Annotated in this window: 17 protein-coding genes; 3 read left to right on the forward strand and 14 right to left on the reverse strand. The window is 43.9% G+C overall.

What is annotated here, in order from left to right; genetic code table 11:
• Complete coding sequence (thyA, locus tag FTU01_RS02950) at positions 1-843, reverse strand: thymidylate synthase (protein ID WP_180010908.1); 843 nt, start codon at positions 841-843, stop codon at positions 1-3.
• 170 nt (positions 844-1,013) lie between these two features.
• Complete coding sequence (locus tag FTU01_RS02955; RefSeq protein WP_179992413.1) at positions 1,014-1,505, reverse strand: lipocalin family protein; 492 nt, start codon at positions 1,503-1,505, stop codon at positions 1,014-1,016.
• A gap of 388 nt (positions 1,506-1,893) precedes the next feature.
• Between FTU01_RS02955 and FTU01_RS02960 the strand changes: the two genes are divergently transcribed.
• The gene (locus tag FTU01_RS02960; protein WP_179992412.1) at positions 1,894-2,439 is read left to right on the forward strand and encodes a CHAP domain-containing protein; all 546 of its coding nucleotides are present in this window, start codon (positions 1,894-1,896) and stop codon (positions 2,437-2,439) included.
• A gap of 49 nt (positions 2,440-2,488) precedes the next feature.
• On the opposite strand, the gene FTU01_RS02965 is transcribed toward FTU01_RS02960, so the two are convergent.
• From FTU01_RS02965 to lgt, 3 genes are all read right to left on the reverse strand, one after another.
• Positions 2,489-2,875 (reverse strand): hypothetical protein, encoded by a 387-nt coding sequence (locus tag FTU01_RS02965; protein ID WP_179992411.1) that lies wholly within the window; start codon positions 2,873-2,875, stop codon positions 2,489-2,491.
• On the reverse strand, positions 2,868-3,260 hold the full coding sequence (locus FTU01_RS02970; RefSeq protein ID WP_034169880.1) for a hypothetical protein: 393 nt from the start codon (positions 3,258-3,260) through the stop codon (positions 2,868-2,870). Before FTU01_RS02970 ends, FTU01_RS02965 begins: the two co-directional genes overlap by 8 nt.
• Positions 3,261-3,349: 89 nt before the next feature.
• On the reverse strand, positions 3,350-4,162 hold the full coding sequence (lgt, locus tag FTU01_RS02975; protein WP_180033533.1) for a prolipoprotein diacylglyceryl transferase: 813 nt from the start codon (positions 4,160-4,162) through the stop codon (positions 3,350-3,352).
• Between the two features lie 93 nt (positions 4,163-4,255).
• Between lgt and FTU01_RS02980 the strand changes: the two genes are divergently transcribed.
• Both FTU01_RS02980 and FTU01_RS02985 read left to right on the forward strand, forming a co-directional pair.
• Positions 4,256-5,038 (forward strand): NRDE family protein, encoded by a 783-nt coding sequence (locus FTU01_RS02980; protein ID WP_180032210.1) that lies wholly within the window; start codon positions 4,256-4,258, stop codon positions 5,036-5,038.
• Positions 5,039-5,151: 113 nt separating this feature from the next.
• Positions 5,152-6,033 carry a permease gene (locus FTU01_RS02985; protein WP_180032208.1) on the forward strand — a complete coding sequence of 294 codons (882 nt, stop codon included), beginning with the start codon at positions 5,152-5,154 and terminating at the stop codon, positions 6,031-6,033.
• Between the two features lie 166 nt (positions 6,034-6,199).
• Here the strand turns inward: FTU01_RS02985 and rdgB are convergent, their stop codons facing one another.
• The 9 genes from rdgB to FTU01_RS03030 all read right to left on the reverse strand — a co-directional run bounded on the left by rdgB (position 6,200) and on the right by FTU01_RS03030 (position 18,302).
• Positions 6,200-6,826 (reverse strand): RdgB/HAM1 family non-canonical purine NTP pyrophosphatase, encoded by a 627-nt coding sequence (gene rdgB, locus FTU01_RS02990; RefSeq protein ID WP_180138092.1) that lies wholly within the window; start codon positions 6,824-6,826, stop codon positions 6,200-6,202.
• Between the two features lie 104 nt (positions 6,827-6,930).
• The gene (locus FTU01_RS02995; RefSeq protein WP_166136288.1) at positions 6,931-7,521 is read right to left on the reverse strand and encodes a tetratricopeptide repeat protein; all 591 of its coding nucleotides are present in this window, start codon (positions 7,519-7,521) and stop codon (positions 6,931-6,933) included.
• Positions 7,518-8,111: a methionine biosynthesis protein MetW gene (gene metW / locus FTU01_RS03000; RefSeq protein ID WP_004781976.1), complete on the reverse strand. Its 594-nt coding sequence runs from the start codon at positions 8,109-8,111 to the stop codon at positions 7,518-7,520. The genes FTU01_RS02995 and metW overlap by 4 nt, the downstream gene beginning before the upstream one ends.
• The gene (locus FTU01_RS03005; RefSeq protein ID WP_034704397.1) at positions 8,111-9,271 is read right to left on the reverse strand and encodes a homoserine O-acetyltransferase; all 1,161 of its coding nucleotides are present in this window, start codon (positions 9,269-9,271) and stop codon (positions 8,111-8,113) included. Before FTU01_RS03005 ends, metW begins: the two co-directional genes overlap by 1 nt.
• A 112-nt stretch (positions 9,272-9,383) precedes the next feature.
• Positions 9,384-11,081, reverse strand: coding sequence for a 2-isopropylmalate synthase (gene leuA, locus FTU01_RS03010; protein ID WP_034704399.1), 1,698 nt, complete (start codon positions 11,079-11,081; stop codon positions 9,384-9,386).
• Positions 11,082-11,545: 464 nt separating this feature from the next.
• Complete coding sequence (locus tag FTU01_RS03015; protein ID WP_180032204.1) at positions 11,546-13,864, reverse strand: TonB-dependent siderophore receptor; 2,319 nt, start codon at positions 13,862-13,864, stop codon at positions 11,546-11,548.
• A 313-nt stretch (positions 13,865-14,177) separates the two neighbouring features.
• A complete protein-coding gene (locus FTU01_RS03020; RefSeq protein ID WP_180138093.1) occupies positions 14,178-15,284 on the reverse strand; it encodes an alpha-hydroxy acid oxidase in 1,107 nt (368 codons plus the stop codon).
• Positions 15,284-15,967, reverse strand: coding sequence for a Fe2+-dependent dioxygenase (locus FTU01_RS03025; protein ID WP_034704407.1), 684 nt, complete (start codon positions 15,965-15,967; stop codon positions 15,284-15,286). Before FTU01_RS03025 ends, FTU01_RS03020 begins: the two co-directional genes overlap by 1 nt.
• A gap of 79 nt (positions 15,968-16,046) precedes the next feature.
• Positions 16,047-18,302 carry a catecholate siderophore receptor Fiu gene (locus tag FTU01_RS03030; RefSeq protein WP_179992401.1) on the reverse strand — a complete coding sequence of 752 codons (2,256 nt, stop codon included), beginning with the start codon at positions 18,300-18,302 and terminating at the stop codon, positions 16,047-16,049.
• Between the last annotated feature and the right edge of the window lie 130 nt (positions 18,303-18,432).

Raw genomic sequence — 18,432 nt, forward strand, 5'->3', positions numbered from 1 at the left:
TTAAACTGCAACTGGTGCCTTGATTCCTGGATGTGATTCATAACCCACAATTTCAATATCTTCAAATTTGAAATCAAACAGGTCTTTAACTTCAGGATTCAGTTTTAACTGGCACAGGCCTAAAGGCTCACGACTGAGTTGAAGTTTGGCCTGTTCAAAATGATTGGCATATAAATGCGTATCACCACCCGTCCAGACAAAATCACCGACATCCAGATCACACACCTGTGCAATCATATGAGTCAATAGAGCATAGCTGGCAATATTAAATGGAACGCCAAGGAAAACGTCAGCACTGCGTTGATAAAGCTGGCAAGACAATTTGCCATTATGTACAAAGAACTGGAACAGGGTATGGCAAGGCGGTAAAGCCACCTGACTCGCTTCATTTGGATTCCAGCCCGATACAATCAGACGGCGTGAATTAGGATTAGTCTTGATTTCATTGATCAGCCATTTGATCTGGTCAAAACCATCCTGATTGTAGCTGCCATCCGTATTTTGAGTAGCACCAAAATTACGCCACTGATGGCCGTAGACTGGACCGAGTTCACCTTCTGGACGACCAAAACGCGCGGTCTGTTCCGCAGTTGCCCATTCATCCCAGATGGTCACTTTATTATCCTGAAGATACTTTACATGGGTATCGCCTTTCAGGAACCACAGCAGTTCAATCACGATCGAACGGAAATGAACTTTTTTAGTGGTGAGTAAAGGGAAGCCCTTGGAAAGATCAAAGCGCATCTGATGACCAAATACCGAGCGTGTACCTGTGCCGGTACGGTCGCCTTTATCGCCGCCGTTGTCGAGGATATGTTGTAAAAGGTCAAGATATTGGCGCATAGGTCTCTCTTAAAATCTGTTGCAAATTGCTTTTCTTTGAATTGGGCAATTTAAAATTGCGCTCATCATAACATTTTTTTGAGCACTTCCGCATAGCAGTGAAAATGATTAAACATAAGAGAAAAGGGCATAAAAAAGCATCCATGATGGATGCTTTTTTATCATCTTTTTTAAGCTGTTGGCTTACCGGTATGTACCGTATGGATCAGATCAGACAGGTCATAACCCAGAGATTTAGCATAGGCCAGATATTCCTGTTTGGTTGCTTCATCCAGTGTCGGCTTACGATGCAGGAGCCATAGATATTTCATGTTTGGCTCACCAACCAATGCAGTTTCATAGTTGTCATCCAGTTTGAGAATCCAGTAATCCCCTTTGGTAAAAGGTACCCAGCGCAAACCTTCAGGCAAGAAACTGACTTCCAGTTTCCCATGCTCAGCATCCACAATGGTGGCTTCCCCAATAGATTCATCCAGTTTGCCCGCACCATCCAGACAACGGTTCTGGACGCGGACTGTGCCATTTTCATTCAGGCTGTAGGCTGCGGAAATATCAGTACTGTCTTCAGGTTGGTGTTTCATAGGCAGACGGGCAATTTCGTACCAGATCCCTAAATATTGTTCTAAATTGAAATTTGAAATAGTCTTTACATCATGACTCATATTTTTCTTCCTCATCATCTCAATTTAAATTTACTAAATCAGTCTAATACGAGAGTTGTTAGCCGGAATGATGTAATCCTGTAGTGAAATGTTGACTTTATTATCGTGAGTAAAATTACAGATTTAGTCAGAAAGGCGCTCAAATATTGATTTAGAAATAGTCTGAGCAGAACTGCTAATTAATTTGAAAAGTAGTGAATTTATAACTTTTTTGTGAAAATTGTAAATTTTATAAATCTAAAAGAAATAACAAGTTAAGTAAAATTAAACAAATGCGGAAAAATATATTTACATTTTTAACGTGAAAAGTAACATTTAACCGTCTAGTATTCACCGCGTGTTGAAGATTTGAAAGCCAAACTTACAGGCGAGGAGTACTTGGTCCAATATGATTTATGATCATCAAGTGAATATGAGCGAAGTGCATGCTCCTGTTCAAGCGAACGTCATAATTCGTTCCCAATCGGGACAAAATTCCAAACGTCAGCCTCAGCGCTATACCTCTGTGTCAGCTCGTAACAAAAGCTCTGAATCTCGCAAGACTTTCGGTGCAATGAACGGCCAGCGTTTCGATATTGAAAAATTCACCAGCTACCTGCAAGGCATTACCCGCAGTACTAGTACACAGAAATGTGCACGCAGTATTCGCGTCGGTTTGCAGTCTTCAGGCGCAAAAATTGTGAATCATCCTGTTGCCGCAGCTGACTGGGGCAATACCCTCCAGCAATTAGGCTATCGAAAAATCAACCTGTCTTTTGACCGTCCGAAAAAAGGTGATATCTACATTATCGACCGGACTTCACAGCATCAGTATGGTCATATTGCAGCATATTCTGGTTCGGCCTGGGTTTCTGATTTTAAACAGAATGGCTATGCGGTCTATCGTAATTCCGATGTGAAATATACGTATTACCGTCTAGATTCATATCTTTAAATCAGACGCTGAAAATTTCAGAACTTAAAAATGAAAGTCGCGAAATGGTTCAATCTTCGAAGCGTTTCGCACGTTTATTATAAATCGACAAGATAAACAGTCCAATCGCCACAAAACCCAAGCATTGTAGACCTAGCGCTATAGTTTCCCAGATCTCACCCGTTTTAGGTAAATAACCGATCAGGCTAATTACTACCACAATCGGAATCGCTGTTGTTAAAGCACGAAAACCTTCGGCATAAGGATTTTTAGGAGCAAGCTTTAATCTGAATTCACGCAAGACGTGCATCAGCATTCCAATCGCCAGACTGATTCCAACAAATATCGAACCCAGTTTCGTTACAGTCGATGCTATGTAAATTACGATACATACCGCAATAATAATGATGAGCTTGAGCTGACGGTTGCAGCGTTCGGAGTACCAGAACTCAAGCATGTGGGGAACCTGAATCCGACTTGTTCTGATTAAGCAAAGACAGAGGCGAAAACAGGCAGATTGTCAAAGCCATAAAGGCAATTCCCTGAGCGCCTGGCAGCAAGATTTCACCCTGTTTCATGTTCATAAAAATCAGGCTGATTAATAAGGCAATCGGAATCCAGGTCAGGACACGATAGAACAGGCCAGTCGGATTTTTTGCTGCGAAATGAATTTTGCAGTAACGACAAATCAGAAAAATAATTCCGGTACCGGCAAACATCAGGATGGCATCTAAAGGCAAAGGTTCCATCCAGTACAGACCTACGGCAATTGCAGCAATCACAACAAAGAACAGCAGTTTTTTCAGGAGCGACACCTGCGGATTGAACCAGAACTCAAGCATGATGATGTATGAACAGAAAAGATAAAAAGCACTTTAGCATATTTTAAATATAAAAAAGCGAGGCAGATGCCTCGCAATATTTAGGAAAATTATCCGTTATTTTTCTGTGGACCCCAGTCATAAACTTTCTTCTGATAGGCATACCAAAGCATCCACAGACCAACCAGGATCATTGGCAGGCTCAGGAATTGTCCTTTACTCATCCAACCAATAAATAGCTGACCATTATCCGGTTCACGGAAGAACTCGACGATAAAACGGGCTAGACCATAGCCGGTCAGGAATACCGCAGAAACTGCCATACGTGGACGTGGCTTGCTACTAAACCACCACAGTACGATAAACAGAATCAAGCCTTCACAGAGCGCCTGATACAGTTGTGAGGGATGACGTACCAGCTGCAGCGGATCGGTTGGGAAAATCATGCCCAAGGCAAAATTTGGATCAGTGACTTGACGACCATAGAGTTCACCACCAATAAAGTTACCAATTCGGCCAAACATCAGGCCTGTCGGAACGCAGGGCGCAATAAAGTCCAGTGTCTGGAACCAGGCCATCTTATATTTCTTGCACCACCACAACATGGCCAGGATTACGCCGAGGAAGCCGCCGTGGAAACTCATCCCACCGGTCCAGATCTGGAACAGCCACAGTGGATTTTCCAAAAACTGAGAAAAACCGTAGAATAAAACATAACCGACCCGGCCGCCGATGATCACACCCAAAGCCCCAAAGAAAATCAGATCCGAGACCATATCTGGTGTCCAGCCGCGTTGTTTAGCGCGATAAGTCGCTAGTCCCCAGGCAAATAAAAAAGCCAAGAGATACATCAGTCCATACCAGTGGACTTGCAAAGGCCCGAGCGAAATTGCAACGGGATCTATGTTTGGATAGGTGAGCATTCCTGTTCCTTGTGATTCTGTTTTGCACAGATTTTAGCTGAAAGCGAAGAAAATTGTTGTACATTCAATGTGTAAAGATCGAGAGCATCAATTATGTGTATTGTGGCACTGGCTTGGCGAGTTCTGGATGAAACGCCTTTATGTCTGATTTCAAATCGTGATGAGTTCTATCAACGTCCAACACAGGCATTATATGAATGGGAGAACAGTCCGATTATTGCCGGGCAGGATCTGCAGTCTGGTGGTACTTGGATGGGTATAACTGCTTCAGGACGATGGGCAGTGATTACCAATTTCAGGGATGGTAATGACAAGAATAACTACCCAACTTCACGTGGACATATCATTCAGCATTTTCTGGAATCTGAATTGAAACCTATCCGGTTTGCTCAAGAGTTGGAAAAACGTCAATGTGATTATGCGGGCTTTAACCTGTTTGTCGGTGATCGTGATCAAGCCGTCTATATGAGTAATCGTGGTGAGGCGCCACAAGTACTGGCACATGGGGTATATGTAGTCTCAAATGGCCTAATGAGCGAAGACTGGCAAAAGACCAGGCATTTGCGCAAGCGCTTTACTCAGGAGCTTCTGCCGATGCTTCAACAGAACAACATTCCACAAGCAGACATTTATCATGCTGCCTGGGATATTCTGGAAGATGAGCGTAAAGTGATTCCGGCACTATTGCCCAAAACCGGAATTAACGAGGAGATGGAAGAACTCCTATCATCTACATTTATTCAGAGTCCGGTCTACGGCACACGTTGTTCCAATTTTCTAAGATTGCATCAGCAGCATTGGCAATGGCTGGAAAAATCCCAGCAGGGAGAGAGTGCAGGGCAGATCGTAGAAAAAGTCATTCAGATCATTGTATAAATAATAGTATTCATGATGATCTTGATAAAAAGCTTAGTTTAAACAGTGAACTCTGAGAGTAGATAGGTGTGCTAGGATAAAGCCCATCTATCTATGCAATTTTCAGCTCTCCTATGGCACTGCTCCTTCCGCTTATTTCATTTCTGATTGGATTCTGGGGCGTTCATTATTTAAAGTCGATCCGTCCATTCATGGCGGCCTTGCTGGCACGTCTTTTGATTCCCTTGATTGTCATTTACAACATGGTGTTTTATAAGCCGGGCAGTCTGTGGCTGATCGGTTTTAGTATCTTTAGCTCACTGTTTCTGTTTAGCCTGTTCTTTCTTTTCTCCAAAGATAAGTTGCGGGCATTATGTTTTAGTTATTTAAACGGGGTCTGGCTCGGCTTTCCTTTTGCCTTAGCTGTATTTGGTCCGGATGCCTTAAATACCATTGTGGCTCTTTATATTGGCGGTTCTTTATTTGGCAATGTCAGTGCTGTAGTCGCTGTTAGTCCTGATAAACAGGATCCCCAATTCATTATTAAAAATATGCTGAAATCCCCGCCAGTGATTGCGCTTTCTATTGCAGCGATTTTGTCCTTCTGGGATTTTACTACCTATGAAGCGCATCCGCTGATTCAATGGGGCTATGCCACGAACAAGTTTCTAGTGACTTTTGCCGGTATGTGTATTCTGGGAATGTGGTTGAGTAAAGTCAGGATTCAACTGAGTGATTTAAAACGTAGTTTGATCTTGATCAGCGGTCGTTTTGTGCTAGCTCTAGGTCTGGCAGCAGGGGCTTATTTCTTATTACCGATTCCACATCAAGCCCTGATCTATGCTGTGATGATGATGTATTTCCTGCTTCCACCCGCCGCGAATATTGTGGCACTGGAAACCCATTATCAGGGCACAGGTTATTCAGCGAAATATATTGCCTCAGGAACGATTGCGAGTGCAATTTTGATTGGGGTGTATGGGATGGTGGTACATGCGGTGGTGCCAACGTTATGAAAGTTCCCTCTCCTTGTAGGAGAGGGTTAGGGAGAGGTAATTTACTATTTAAATCCCTCCCAACCTCCCTTTGAAAAAGGGAGGGGCTCCTTCTCCCCAAGGGTGAGGAAATGGCCTCCCTCTAACTCCCTCCTAAAAGGAGGGAGGACTCCTTTAGGAATTAGATTTATTTTTCCAAACTCGCCTTAAACAGTTTCATCGCCTGACCACGATGGCTGATTTTATTTTTCTCTTCCTTGCTCATTTCTGCGCTGGAAATTCCTAGTTCTGGTAACCAGAACAATGGATCATAACCAAAGCCATTTTCACCGCGTGCTGCTTCCAGAATTTCACCTTTCCAGATGCCCTGGAAGATTTGTGGTAATGGGTCTTCGGCATGTTGAACTAAGGCCAGTACACACACAAACATGCCTTCAATCGGTTCACCGTCTTTACGCAGTGGTTTCAGGTCAGCCAGTAATTTTTCGTTGTTCGCTGCATCATCACCATGTTCACCCGCATAACGAGCAGAGTAAATTCCAGGTGCACCGCCCAGAACTGGTACACAAATCCCTGAATCATCAGCAATCGCAGGTTTGCCAGAAATACGTGAGGCATGACGTGCCTTGATAATGGCATTTTCAACAAAGCTCAAACCATCTTCAATTGCGTCTTCAATATTCAGCTGACCTTGAGGAATCACTTCAACCGGAAGTTTAAGCTCAGCAAACATCTTTTCGAATTCTGCAATCTTGCCCTTATTATTACTTGCCAATACCAGTGTGCCTTGGGAGAGCCAGTCAGTTGAAGTCATATTAATTACTCATCTTTCAAATTACATATATGTAGTGTAGCAACTTGCTGCAGTTTTTAGGCCATAAAAAAAAGCACCCGAAGGCGCTCTTTTGCAGATCCAGCTTATTGTGCCTGAATCCAACGGTCTGCACGATCACGTGCTTGACGGATCTGTTCCTGGGTCAAGTTGGCTGCCAATGCAGTTTTTTTGCCTTCAGATAAAGTAATCACTTTATTGTCCAGCATGCCGTCACGGGTAGAGAGTTCATACCACTGATAAGCACCCATATAGTTTTTCTTTTTCTCTTCCATCATCGCCAGGTTAAAGCTGGCACGATTATCACCGCGGCTGGCTGCTTTTTCAAAGTACTGGCGAGCCAGTGTTTCATCTTTCTTGGTGCCAATACCATCTGCCAGCATACGGCCAACATTCAGTTGAGCCACTGCCAGACCTTGATCTGCTGCTGCTTTATACCAGGCAAAAGCCTGACGTTCATCTTTCTGAATGTCTTTACCATACTGGTATTTTGTTGCTAAATAAAATTGTGCACCAGGCTGACCTGCTTTAGCCGCTTTAGTCAGACTATGAATGTCCATTACTGAATATTGCGCTGCTTGGCTGGCCACAGAAGGCGTTGGTGCAACGTAATCGGCATGGGCCTGCATGCCAAAAAGTCCAGCCAGTAGCGTCGTACTTAATAATAATTTTTTCATAGAGCGCTCACTCGATAAATTGCGACTTCACCAAACAGATTTGGGAGATGTTTGCTAAGCAAACTATCTTCTTGATTCCCATTCACAGCGAGTCGATTAATAATTTTGATGTTGTTTTCCGCGCATAATGCTTCAAAGTCACGGAAGGTACATAGGTGAATATTCGGGGTGTTATACCACATATAGGGTAAGGCTTCCGAAACCGGCATTTTCCCTTTTAATGCCAAGAAAGAACGGGTCTTCCAGTGCGCAAAGTTTGGAAAGGTAATAATGGCCTGTTTCCCTACACGCACCATGTCACGCAATAATACGTCTGGTGCATCTACAGCTTGCAAAGCTTGTGCCATCACCACATAGTCAAAAGACTGGTCAGCAAAACGGCTTAAACCGAGGTTTAAGTCCTGCTGGATGATATTTAACCCGCGACTGATCGCAATTGCAATCTTTTCTTGATCAATTTCTAATCCATATGCACGAATATTGTGCTTTTTGCTCATATGGGCCAGCAGTTCGCCATCACCACAACCGAGGTCGAGGATACGTGAACCGGGCTTGATCCATTTCTCAGCAAGTTGTTGGTCAATACGCATTACACAGCCTCCTTCGGTGTTGATCGCAGATGTTCTTCACCGCCTAGAAAGGCGCGCAAGGATTTTACATACAGGGGAATCGGGAACAGGAAGGAGTCATGGCCTTGTTCAGCATCAATATCGACATAGCTGACAGGCTTATGATTGGTAATGAGGGCATCCACGATTTCAACAGAACGTGAAGGCGAGAAACGCCAGTCAGTCGTGAAAGAAACTACCAGGAACTTACATTTGGTTTGTGCCATCGCTTTGACCAGTGACTGCTGATATTCACGTGAAGGATCAAAGTAGTCCAGTGCCTTGGTCATGATCAGGTAAGTGTTGGCATCAAAGTTACGGCTAAACTGTTCACCCTGATAACGCAGATAGCTTTCGACCTGGAATTCTACATCGAAGCCATACATGAATTTGCCAGATTTTAAATCACGGCCAAATTTCTGCTTCATGGCTTCTTCAGACAGATAGGTAATATGACCGACCATACGTGCCAGAATCAGGCCACGTTTTGGATAGCTGTCATTTTCCAGATAACGGCCATGATGGAAGTCTGGATCAGACAGAATGGACTGACGCGCGACTTCGTTAAAGGCAATATTTTGTGCAGACAGTTTCGGTGCACTAGCAATAATCACGCATTTTTGCAGACGGTCCGGATAATCTACCGACCATTGCAAGGCCTGCATGCCCCCGAGTGAGCCGCCAATGATGGAATACCACACATCAATCCCCAGACGGTCAGACAGCATCGCCTGTGTTTTTACCCAGTCACGCACAGTGACCAGCGGAAAGTCTGGACCATATGGACGGTTATCATTTTCGGGATTAGGAGAGGTAGGACCAGTAGAACCATTACAACCGCCGATATTATTCAGCGCCACCACAAAGAATTTATTGGTATCGATTGCCTTGCCCGGGCCAATACAGGCATCCCACCAGCCTGGTTTTTTATCATCTTCATGATGATAACCGGCAGCATGGTGATGGCCAGACAGGGCATGGCAGATCAAAATGGCATTGGACTTATCGGCATTCAGTTCGCCATAAGTTTCTACCATCAGTTCAAAACGTGGGAGGATGCGACCGCATTCAAGCTCTAACGGCTGTTCGAATTGGAACTTTTGTGGGACAACAAGGCCCACTGAGTCAGCTGGAAAAGACACGGGAATGATTCGCCTTAAATCTTTAGTATGAATAAATAAAAGGATACCATTTGCAAGTATCCTTCTAAAGTCTTTTTAATGCTATGAATTATTGCTAATTCAAATACCGGGTTTAGACGGCAGCAGCAATCACCTGTTCAGTGCTTAACACATCCTGGTCGATCAGGCGGTTGGTACATGCGATAATCGCTTCAATTGAAGAGGTCACGATGTTGTCATGTACACCAGCACCAAAGGCAGATTTACCTGTGCCTTTTACTTGAAGTTCAACCAATGCCAAGGCTTTGGCATGTGCACCTGAGCTGATGCTACGTTCTTCATAGTTCAAGACATCGATTGGCAATTGTAAAGCATCCAAGATTGCAGAGATCGGACCGTTACCTTCACCACGTAAGTGCTGGGTTTCACCATTGACTTCAATATCCAGCTCAATGACCTGATTGCCATTTTCATCTGACAATTTGTAGTTTTTGGCAGAGTAATGAGCATCTTTCGCGGCAACATACGTCTCTTTGAACAAGCTCCAGATCGCTTGTGCTGAAATCTCAGTACCATCTTCATCAGTTTTTTGCTGCACGATTTGCGAGAATTCGATCTGTAAACGACGTGGCAAGGTCACGTTGTAGTTCGATTCTAACAAGTAAGCGATACCGCCTTTACCAGACTGTGAGTTCACGCGAATGACAGCGTCATAGTCACGGCCCAAGTCTTTCGGATCGATCGGCAAGTATGGCATATCCCAGATTTCTTCGTTTTTCTGGAATTCGAAACCTTTTTTGATGGCATCCTGGTGTGAACCAGAGAATGCTGTGAACACCAAGTCACCCGCATATGGATGACGTGGGTGGACTGGCAAGCCCGTACATTCTTCAACAGTTGCAATGATTTCGTTGATATTCGAGAAATCCAAGTTTGGTGCAACACCCTGGGTATACATGTTCAAGGCAATTGCTGCTACGTCCACGTTACCGGTACGCTCACCATTACCGAATACACAACCTTCAACACGGTCAGCACCGGCCATAATTGCTAATTCAGACGCTGCGATCCCACAGCCACGGTCATTATGGCAGTGAACTGAAATGATCACGCCGTCACGACGCTCGATGTTACGGTGCATCCATTCCACCTGATCGGCATATACGTTTGGTGTAGAGACTTCGACAGTGGCTGGCAAGTTCAAGATCACTTTGTTTTCTGGAGATGCTTCCCAGATTTCAGTCACAGCGTCGCAGACATCTTTGGCAACTTCTAATTCAGTTGCAGAGAAACATTCAGGACTGTACTGGAAGACAAATTCAGTTTCAGGCTGTTTTGCTGCGTATTCTTTCACTTTTTGCGCTGCATTTATCGCTAACTGTTTTGCACCTTCAACGTCTACGTTCAACACTTTTTGACGGAAGGTTGGAGAGTTAGAGTTGTAGATATGCACGATTGCGCGTTTCGCACCTTGTAAAGATTCAAAAGTACGTGCAATTAAATGGTCACGTGCCTGAACCAATACTTCGATGTAGACGTCATCCGGAATATGACCTTCTTCAATCAATTTACGAGTGAAGTCGAAATCAATTTGAGAGGCAGACGGGAAGCCGATTTCAATATGTTTGAAACCGATTTTTACCAACATCTGGAACATTTTGAACTTCTGCTCAATGTTCATTGGCTCGAAGATCGCCTGGTTACCATCACGCAGGTCAGTACTCATCCAGATTGGCGCTTTAGTAATTTCATTATTCGGCCATTGACGGTCTGGTAAGTCCACACGTTGATACATGCGACGGTATTTTTTACTTGGATCAGCCAACATCATGAGAGAGCTCCTTAGGTAGCCTGGCATACTTGCTTGGTGTAGCAGTTGCTCGGTCTACAGCATAGATTTTGTCTATATATTCGTTTACAGGCAGGTGAGGGTAAATTAGATCAATCCTGTCTTTTTTAAGTTTTGATCATCAGGATCAACCAGACACCTGCATGGTGAACCTATAATTAAATTTTAGTCCAGAAAACGTGAAAAGTTTTTGCTTTTTCTATGGATTTTAGTCGTATCTTAAAAAAGATTTTCTTATAAAGTTATTAATTGGAAAAATATTTCTATAATCTATTTTAATTTTGTTGGATTTTCCTGTAATTAAGCGATAAGGCTAAAATATTTCTTTATATAATAGCTTTGTTGGAAGTTCTTAAGCAATGCATACATGAAATCTTTCATATCAAAAAATAAAGGCTAGTTTGATGAATCCAGACTAGCCCTTAATATCATGAAGATTGCTCAGATCAGTATTTAAAATGCAGGCCTAAAACGGCACTGATGCCTTCTGCTTCAGTGGCATAGTGGGAAGAATAGGCTTTGGTAAAATAACGCGTATCGGACAGGTTATTGATATTCAGCTGTAAATCTACATTGGAGTTCACCTGATAACGTGCCATGGCATCGTAACGCACATAACCGGGAACAAATTTGGTATTGGCGGCATTGCCATAGACTTTATCCATTGCCACAGCACCGGCACCCAATGTCAGTTGAGGCATGACCTGATAGGTCATCCATAGAGTTGCACTGTTTTCTGCTACGTTCTGAACCTGATTGCCATTGTTTGTGCTTGGAACATAAACCGGTTCGGCCGTGGTTCCAATATTTTCAAAGCCACCATCAATCAGTTCACTATCCAAATAGGTATAGCCTGCGGAAATTGCCCATTTCTCAGTAATATTTCCATTGATACCCAGCTCAATCCCATCGACACGGGTCTCACCGATATTACGGGTACTACCATCAGCATCGGTGGAGCGGGTATTGGTTTTTTCAGTACGGAAAATGGCAGCCGTCAGATTCAGTTTATCTTCCAGAAGATCCCATTTAGTTCCCAGTTCCATGGTACGAACTTTTTCAGCTTTTAAATTTTCAATAGCTGCACTAATACTTTCAGAGCCATCACCGCCATCGACACCGACCGGATTCGATGAAGTGGCATAGCTGACATAAATACTGCCATTTTCTCTTGGCTTAAAGACCAGACCGGCCTGATAATTAAAAAAGTCTTCTTCATTTTCGAGGGTAAGCTGATCACCTGGAACGGCGGTAATCGGCGTATTGTTTGCGCCTGTCACCGCATTATTGAATCGTCCATAGGTCAAGGTTTGCTGGGTTTTATAATCATCCCAACGTACACCCAGATCCAGAATCCATTGTGGATGCAATTCGATACTGTCCAGTAAGTAGATCGACTTTGATTTGGTCTCGATACCATAACGGTCCGCACCATCTGTGCTAATTGTCCCCGTCCAGGCGCCCCGGTCTGGATTGTCTACAGAAGTACACCAACCTAAGGCCACATTGGCAGAAGTACCACAGGCCGCAAAAGAGCTTCCAGTAGCATTCAGACCATTAATAATATATTGGGTACGTTCGGTATCCTGATTTGAATATTCTGCACCTAGGTTAAAGCTGTGTTGAATAGCACCAGTATCAAATTTGCCTGTTAAAGCCAGTAGGTCAGTAAAGGTATCGGTATCTGCGATACGTGAATTGGCCCGCGCCCAGACATTGCCATTCAAAATGAAGTTCCCACGTGAATCATCGGGGTTGGTCCAGAGATAATCATTTTTAGAGCGGTTAAATACCGCCGTATTACTCAGAGTTAGATTGTCATTCAGGTTATGTTCCAATTTAAGGGTACCAATCTGGTTTTCCTGTTTCTGGAAATCACGATCTTTCCAGCCATAGTATTGGCCAGCTTTCACATCAATTGGTTTCCCATTGCCATTTAAAGCGACATTGGCATTGGTCGCTGCAAATGGATTGTTATAGGGAATGCCAGAGTCTGGAATATCATCAGTTCTTAGATAGTAATAACTGAAAGTACCACGCGTTGCGCTGTCCAGGCCGAAACTGAAGCTGGGTGCAATACCAGCACGTTTATATTCAGCACCGTCATGTTGACCGGCTTTTTCATTCTGGTGGCCCATGACCGCGATACGAGTCGCCATGCCATTGCCGAAGTCCTTGTTAGCATCCAGAGTGATACGTGCATACATATCTGTACCACCCGCAACAGAGCCTTCCAGCGCATCTCCCTTTTTCGCCACTTTGGAGATCATATTAATACTGCCACCCGTAGTGCCCGCACCGCCCATGGCAGAAGCAGAACCTTTGGTAACTTCGACCTGCTCAATGGCAAACATTTCTCGGTTTTGTGAAGTCGAATTTCGTACGCCATCGACGTACATCGAACTTTCCGAGTTATAGCCTCGAATAAAAGGCCGGTCCCCATTCGGATTGCCGCCTTCACCTGCGCCTAAAGTAATACCTGGTACGGTACGCAAAGCATCAGCCAGCGTAGTGACCTGCGTATCTTCAATCAGTTGTTGGGGAATCACGACCACAGATTTTGGCGTATCCAGGAGTGGCGCAACAAACTTGCTATTGGCTGACTGATCGACTTTTAGACCCGGCACGGGTTCAGCTTGTACTTCCTGATGAATGGTCTCAAGCTGCACCACATTTTCTTGTGCAATCGTGTGTGCAGATGCAAAAGAAAGGGAAGAAACGATGGCTGAAGAAACTATTTTTTTACGAGATTTTATATAACTCATAATCATTCTTTTTTATTTTTAAGTTTGGATTCGCAAATAATTATTATTGTTATCGTTGCTATCCTTCTTGCATTGATATTGGCAATGAACAAAATTTAATCAATTTAAAAAATAGATAGACTAGAGTGCGAACTGAGAATTAAAACCATGTTTTTAATATAGATTGATTAAATATGGATCTTATTTGGTTTTTATTGATAATAGCTATTGATAGATAAAGCTATGTTGAATTGCCTTTAAAGACGCTTCAAGGAGTTAAGGGTAAGATATTTAACTAATTTATTTTTCATTTTTATTTTCAATTAAATCCTAATTAATCAATTCCCCTAAATAGACAGCTCGGTTGAATATCTGCCACGGTCGCTGTTCCCATTAAGGCCATGGTAATCTCAAATTCTTCTTTCAGGATTTTGATCACATGCGCTACGCCCAAAGCTCCGGCAGTCGCCAGACCATAAATATAAGGACGGCCAATCAGGACAGCAGAAGCACCTAGGGCAATTGCCTTGAATACATCCGATCCACGACGGATGCCGCCATCATAGAGCAGAGGAAAATCTGCTGGCACCACCTTTTTAATCAGCTGTAAGGCAATGAGAGGAGAAATGCAGGTATCCAGCACGCGACCGCCATGATTGGAAATGATCAGGCCTTTTACCCCATGCTGAATCGCCAGCTGGGCATCCTGAGGATGCACAATGCCTTTCAGAATCACAGGTAAGTGAGTCTGCTGTACCATCCAGGCAATATCTTTCCAAGTTGGGGCAATTTTCATTAGTCCGTTAAAGACAGGATGATCACCTTCCTTTAATTCTGGTAGGGGAATATGGGTAGGTGTATGCGGATGTTGCATGCCTTCCGGTAAATGGAAAAAAGCACGACGTTCACGATCGCGGATGCCAGTATGCGGTGAATCTACCGTAATCACTAGCGCCGTATAATTATGCGCTTCAGCCATTTTGATCAAAGCTAAAGATTTTTCCCGATCCCCTTGCCAATACAGCTGAAACCATTTGCGTGGATTGTCCTGTTTCAATGCGCGCATATCGGTATTGGTAAACGTACTGAGAATCATATTGCTGCCCATCACTTCTGCCGCAAGTGCAGAAGCGGCTTCGGCTTCAGGATGAAACTGCTGCTGATGTCCAATCGGTGCCAAAAAAATCGGATGCGGAAATTTCTGTCCGAACATTTCAAGTTCAGTACTGCCTTGGGTCAGATCTTTCAGCATACGTGGCAGAAGCTGAATATCCTGAAACTGCTGTAAATTATCCTGGACACTGATTTCATCCATGGAGCCACCTTGCAGATAGTTCCAGACCATACTGGAGAGATGTTTTTCTGCTTCGACCTCATAATCGGCGATGGTTTGTAGGTAGGCCGGGATCTGGGTTAATGGCGCCATTGGTTCACGTGACATTATAAATCACCCCATTGACGAATCAGGTTGTGATAATGATGGGTCAGTTGTAGGACTTCTTCAGTATCGCCAATCTGCTGGCGTAGTTTGATAATGGTCATGTCCAGATCAAACAACATACTGCGTTTAGCATCTTCACGGATCATACTTTGAATCCAGGTTACGGCAGCAATACGTTTGCCTTGAGTTACTGGTTCAACCCGATGCAGGCTGGTCGATGGATAAACAATCACATCACCCGCATCCAGCTTGACTTCATGGCAGCCATACTGGTCTTCAACGACCAGCTCACCACCTTCATATTCATCGATTTCAGATAAGAATAAAGTTAGTGACACATCGGTACGAATGGCCTGTCCGAGTAGAGGAGAGTAATGAATGGCATTATCGACATGATTGCCATAGGTACCAGAATCCTGATAGCAGTTAAACAGGGGCGGCAGGATATGTTTCGGTAGGGCAGCAGAGGTAATTAAATGATGACTTTTAAGCGCTTGTAAAATGATAGGGCTAATCTGCTGATACAGGACAGAAGAAGAATCCAGCTGCAGGTTCTTTTTGATTTTCTGTGCCTGACTCCCGGCGCTGAGTTGCCCATTCATCCAGTGTTCTGAACGATCTAGTTGTTGTCTCAGTTCGGCAACTTGTGCTTTGCTTAATACTGCCGGGATATGTAACATCATTTTAAAAGCATTCCTGCAATTGAAAATATCGTGCATTCAAGAGAATACACGATATTGATAGATAGAGATAAAAGCTGAATTAAAATTTATAGTTCAGGGTTAAAGCTGCTGAACGTGGTTGGCCTAAGATCACACGGCCACCTCCATTATTCAGCGTGCTGATGTACTCTTTATCTGCCAGATTATAAACATTCAGGTTTAAGGAAGTTTGGTCATTAAAGGTATAACCGGCCATAGCATCAAATACCACATAGCTTGGAATACTTGGCATATTCGCTGCTGCAGTACTATCGGTAATCACACGTTTTTGCTCATCCACATAACGTGCGCCCAAGCCCAGTTTTAAACCAGCAATGTTATAGGTCGTCCATAAAGAAGCGGTCCATTCAGGTGACCAACGTACACTATTGGTCTGGGTCACTACACCCGTGTTGGAGTTGACACTGAACTGGTCTTTTTGCTCGGTTTTCATATGGGCAACACCTGCTGAAATATTCCAGGCATCAGTAATTTTACCGACAGCACCCAATTCGATTCCTTTAACTGTAGTTTTACCTTCCTGAACAGACTCGCGGGTAATTGGATCTTGGGTAAACTGGTTTTCATTTTCGGTGTAGTATGCCGCAGCATTTAAAGCCAGATCACCCTCTAGCAGATCCCATTTGGTGCCAATTTCATAATGATGAGTTTCTTGAGGGTCTGCGGCTGAGCTGTTTATTCCTGTGGATGAAAGGCTAAAGTTACTGCTACCCGGCGGTGTCAGGGATTTGGCATAAGATGCATAGACACTGCTGTAGGCGGTTGGCTTATATAAACCACCGAGCTTCCAGCTGAATAAAGTGTCATGGGCTTTTAAATCTGTTTTGGTTTCAGTCACTGCTAGTGTCGTACTGTCGGTTGAGTAACCCAGCGCATCGTAATTAGTATCGTAATAATCGACACGGACGCCACCATTAAGTTGAAAACGTTCGCCAAACTTGAGCGTATCGAAAAGATAAGCAGCCGCCGTTTGGGTTTCACCATCCGAATAAGCGCCCGTATACACAGGATCAGGCAGATTCTGGTGACGGTCAGGATGATATAGATTCGCGGGTGGTGTGGTGTTGCTTGGCTGTCCCGGCATTTGTGTGGCCAGTGTTCTGGAATGTTGCTGCTCTTTTAATAGTTCTACACCAGCGACCAGATCATGCTCCACTGAACCGGTTTTGACATTCCAGTTCACCGTGCTCTGATTAGCCAGAATTTTATTTTCCTGATCGACACCCTGGCGTGAACGGCTTACTGTCCAGTCTTGAGGATTGGTAGAGTCATTTCTTGAAAGGCTATTAATCCCCGTCAAAGTACGCTGCATATGGGTATTACCCAGACGGGTAATATTGGTAAATTTCAGATTTTCAGCCCAGTCACTTTCGATTTTTGCTGTATACATGTCAGCATCAACATCTTCATGGTCATCGGTATGGCCATAATAATTTTCACGGTCTACTTTAGGTGCACTGGCAATCAGTGGGTCAGCATTCCAGAAACCTTTCATGCCAATCGTTGGAATACCGCCATCCGGAATGTTACGTTGGCGGATATGCTGGGAATAAAGATACAGGCGAGTATCACTATCCAGACCAAAGGCGATAGAAGGGGCAACAGCCCAGCCTTGATTCTGGATAAAGTCGCGGCCTTCTACACCGCCATCTTGACCCATTGCATTTAAACGGACAGCAACGCTGTCATTGATCGCCTGATTAATGTCAGTGGCAAGACGCGTATGTTCAGCCGTATTGTAGGTGGCAGAGACTTCACGACTGTTTTCCAAATGAGGCAATTTGCTGACCAGATTCACATAACCAGACGCCGTACCACGCCCACCTTCGGCACCCGCAGGGCCTTTTACGACTTCCACCTGTTCCAGGTTAAACACATCACGACTTACAGCGCCGAGGTCACGAATGCCATCCAGATAGGTGGAGCTTTGAGTTGAAAAGCCGCGCATCTGGAAGGCATCGCCAGCACTGGTATTCCCATTCTCACCGAGTTGTAGGGTAATTCCTGGCGTATTACGTAAGGCTTCAACCAGGGTGGTTGCACCTTGTTCTTTTAATAAGTTTTTGTTGATAATCGAAACAGTCTGAGGCGTATCTACTAAAGCTTGGCTAGATTTAGCAGAACTCAATTGATCTACTTTATATTCATTTGCAGTTTTATTCTTAACTGTAATTTCTGGAAGCTGAATAACGCCTTCATTGGTGATGTTATCTGCATGAGTGATCAGTGGCAAAGTTGCAGCAAGTGCGACCAATGAAGTCTTGTAATGATGTTTTCGGCTTTTGATATGCGCCATGTGACAGAATTCCTGAATTGAATAATATTTCCCTTACCACCTTGATATGCTCGAGTTCATCAAATAGCAGCAATTATGGAGTTATTGTTATGGCCTTTAACAATTTTGCGAATTGTAGTGATAATAATTA

Origin of the sequence: Acinetobacter sp. YH12043 (genome assembly GCF_013419915.1) — a bacterium.
Taxonomy (GTDB): Bacteria; Pseudomonadota; Gammaproteobacteria; order Pseudomonadales; family Moraxellaceae; genus Acinetobacter.

Bases quoted from the DNA above. Each gene is read 5' to 3' on its own strand.
- FTU01_RS02960 (WP_179992412.1), top strand. From the start codon at position 1,894: ATGATTTATGATCATCAAGTGAATATGAGCGAAGTGCATGCTCCTGTT.
- FTU01_RS03020 (WP_180138093.1), bottom strand. From the start codon at position 15,284: ATGTCACGTGAACCAATGGCGCCATTAACCCAGATCCCGGCCTACCTA.
- FTU01_RS02995 (WP_166136288.1), bottom strand. From the start codon at position 7,521: ATGAAAAAATTATTATTAAGTACGACGCTACTGGCTGGACTTTTTGGC.
- FTU01_RS02970 (WP_034169880.1), bottom strand. From the start codon at position 3,260: ATGCTTGAGTTCTGGTTCAATCCGCAGGTGTCGCTCCTGAAAAAACTG.
- lgt (WP_180033533.1), bottom strand. From the start codon at position 4,162: ATGCTCACCTATCCAAACATAGATCCCGTTGCAATTTCGCTCGGGCCT.
- FTU01_RS02955 (WP_179992413.1), bottom strand. From the start codon at position 1,505: ATGAGTCATGATGTAAAGACTATTTCAAATTTCAATTTAGAACAATAT.
- FTU01_RS03015 (WP_180032204.1), bottom strand. From the start codon at position 13,864: ATGAGTTATATAAAATCTCGTAAAAAAATAGTTTCTTCAGCCATCGTT.
- rdgB (WP_180138092.1), bottom strand. From the start codon at position 6,826: ATGACTTCAACTGACTGGCTCTCCCAAGGCACACTGGTATTGGCAAGT.
- FTU01_RS02985 (WP_180032208.1), top strand. From the start codon at position 5,152: ATGGCACTGCTCCTTCCGCTTATTTCATTTCTGATTGGATTCTGGGGC.
- thyA (WP_180010908.1), bottom strand. From the start codon at position 843: ATGCGCCAATATCTTGACCTTTTACAACATATCCTCGACAACGGCGGC.
- FTU01_RS02980 (WP_180032210.1), top strand. From the start codon at position 4,256: ATGTGTATTGTGGCACTGGCTTGGCGAGTTCTGGATGAAACGCCTTTA.
- FTU01_RS02965 (WP_179992411.1), bottom strand. From the start codon at position 2,875: ATGCTTGAGTTCTGGTACTCCGAACGCTGCAACCGTCAGCTCAAGCTC.
- FTU01_RS03030 (WP_179992401.1), bottom strand. From the start codon at position 18,302: ATGGCGCATATCAAAAGCCGAAAACATCATTACAAGACTTCATTGGTC.
- FTU01_RS03025 (WP_034704407.1), bottom strand. From the start codon at position 15,967: ATGATGTTACATATCCCGGCAGTATTAAGCAAAGCACAAGTTGCCGAA.
- leuA (WP_034704399.1), bottom strand. From the start codon at position 11,081: ATGATGTTGGCTGATCCAAGTAAAAAATACCGTCGCATGTATCAACGT.
- metW (WP_004781976.1), bottom strand. From the start codon at position 8,111: ATGCGTATTGACCAACAACTTGCTGAGAAATGGATCAAGCCCGGTTCA.